We start from the raw sequence: 2048 nt of genomic DNA, 5'->3' as shown, positions 1-2048 counted from the left end.
CTTCCTCGTCGCAGCGACCCAGAATCCGGTCGAGTACGAGGGCACCTACCCCCTCCCGGAAGCCCAGCTGGACCGCTTCCTCCTCAAGCTCACCATCCCCCTGCCCTCCCGCCAGGACGAGATCGACGTCCTCACCCGCCACGCCGAGGGCTTCAACCCACGCGACCTCCACGCCGCCGGCGTACGCCCCGTAGCGGGCCCGGCCGACCTGGAGGCGGCCCGCGCGGCGGTCGCCAAGACGACCATCTCCCCCGAGATCACCGCCTACGTCGTCGACATCTGCCGCGCCACCCGCGAGTCGCCGTCCCTCACCCTCGGCGTCTCCCCCCGAGGCGCCACGGCGCTCATGGCCACCGCCCGCGCCTGGGCCTGGCTGACCGGCCGCGACTACGTCATCCCCGACGACGTGAAGGCCCTTGCCCTGCCGACCCTCCGCCACCGCGTGCAACTCCGCCCGGAGGCCGAAATGGAAGGCGTGACGGCCGACTCCGTCATCAACGCGATCCTCGCCCACGTCCCCGTCCCCCGCTGATGGCACTCACCGGACGCGCCGCCCTCCTCGCGGCCCTGGGCTCCCTCCCCGTCGGCATCTGGGAGCCCAGCTGGACGGGCATCCTCGCGGTCAACGCCCCCTTGGCCGTGGCCTGCGCCTGCGACTTCGCGCTGGCCGCCCCCGTGCGCCGCCTGGGCCTGACCCGCTCCGGCGACACCTCGGTACGCCTCGGCGACACCGCGGACGTCACCCTCACCCTCACCAATCCGTCCCGCCGCTCTCTGCGCGCCAGGCTCCGCGACGCCTGGCCCCCCAGCAGCTGGCAGCCCGGCACGGAAACGACCGCCTCCCGCCACCGCCTCACGGTCCCCCCGGGCGAACGCCGCCGCATCACGACCCGCCTACGGCCCACTCGACGAGGCGACCGCCAGGCCGACCGCATCACCATCCGCTCGTACGGCCCCCTCGGCCTGTTCGCCCGCCAAGGCACCCACATGGCCCCCTGGACGGTGCGTGTCCTGCCCCCGTTCACCAGCCGCAAGCACCTGCCCTCGAAGCTGGCCCGCCTGCGCGAACTGGACGGCCGCACCAGCGTCCTCACCCGCGGCGAGGGCACGGAGTTCGACAGCCTGCGCGAATACGTCCCCGGCGACGACACCCGTTCCATCGACTGGCGCGCCACAGCCCGGCAGACCACGGTCGCCGTACGCACCTGGCGCCCGGAGCGCGACCGCCACATCCTCCTGGTCCTCGACACCGGCCGCACCTCGGCCGGCCGCGTGGGCGACGCACCGCGCCTCGACGCCTCGATGGACGCGGCTCTCCTCCTCGCAGCCCTCGCCTCCCGCGCCGGCGACCGCGTGGACCTCCTCGCCTACGACCGTAAAGTCCGCGCCCTCGTCCAGGGCCGCACCGCGGGCGATGTCCTTCCCACCCTGGTCAACGCGATGGCCACGCTCGAGCCGGAGCTCGTCGAGACGGACGCGCGTGGCCTCGCAGCCACCGCTCTGCGTACGTCTCCGCGCCGTTCCCTGATCGTCCTGCTCACGACTCTGGACGCAGCTCCCATCGAAGAGGGTCTGCTCCCGGTCCTGTCCCAGCTCACCCAGCGCCACACGATCTTGCTGGCATCGGTGGCCGACCCGCACATCACCGACATGGCCAAGGCCCGTGGCGATGTCGACGCCGTCTACGAAGCTGCCGCAGCCGCCCAGGCCAAGTCGGAACGTCACCGCACCGCGGAACAACTGCGCCGGTACGGCGTCACGGTCGTCGACGCCACACCGGACGACCTCGCGCCGGCACTCGCGGACGCGTATTTGGCCCTGAAGGCGGCTGGACGCCTCTAGCGAATAAAAGCCCCCCGAAAGGGGCCCTGAACGCAGAAAACCCCCGCATCCGAAGATGCGGGGGGTTTTCCCAAAAATTGTTCGGCGGCGTCCTACTCTCCCACAGGGTCCCCCCTGCAGTACCATCGGCGCTGTAAGGCTTAGCTTCCGGGTTCGGAATGTAACCGGGCGTTTCCCCTACGCTATAACCACCGAAACACTATGAA

General features: G+C 71.4%; 2 protein-coding genes and 1 rRNA gene. 2 read left to right on the top strand and 1 reads right to left on the bottom strand.

Going from position 1 to position 2048, the window contains the following annotated elements; genetic code table 11:
* Positions 1-532 (top strand): MoxR family ATPase (locus tag K4G64_RS39105; protein ID WP_221760594.1); only part of this gene is annotated, 532 nt, incomplete at its 5' end.
* Entirely contained in the window at positions 532-1842 is a 1311-nt protein-coding gene (locus tag K4G64_RS39100) for a DUF58 domain-containing protein (protein ID WP_221760593.1), read from the top strand. The genes K4G64_RS39105 and K4G64_RS39100, both read left to right, overlap by 1 nt.
* 79 nt (positions 1843-1921) lie before the next feature.
* Here the strand turns inward: K4G64_RS39100 and rrf are convergent.
* Positions 1922-2038 (bottom strand): 5S ribosomal RNA (rrf, locus tag K4G64_RS39095).
* Positions 2039-2048 lie beyond the last annotated feature (10 nt).

The organism is Streptomyces sp. WAC04114 (genome assembly GCF_019733245.1).
GTDB lineage: Bacteria > Actinomycetota > Actinomycetes > Streptomycetales > Streptomycetaceae > Streptomyces > Streptomyces massasporeus_A.
The sequence above is the reverse complement of the archived record's forward strand: the minus strand, read 5'-3'. Positions and strand labels throughout refer to the sequence as shown.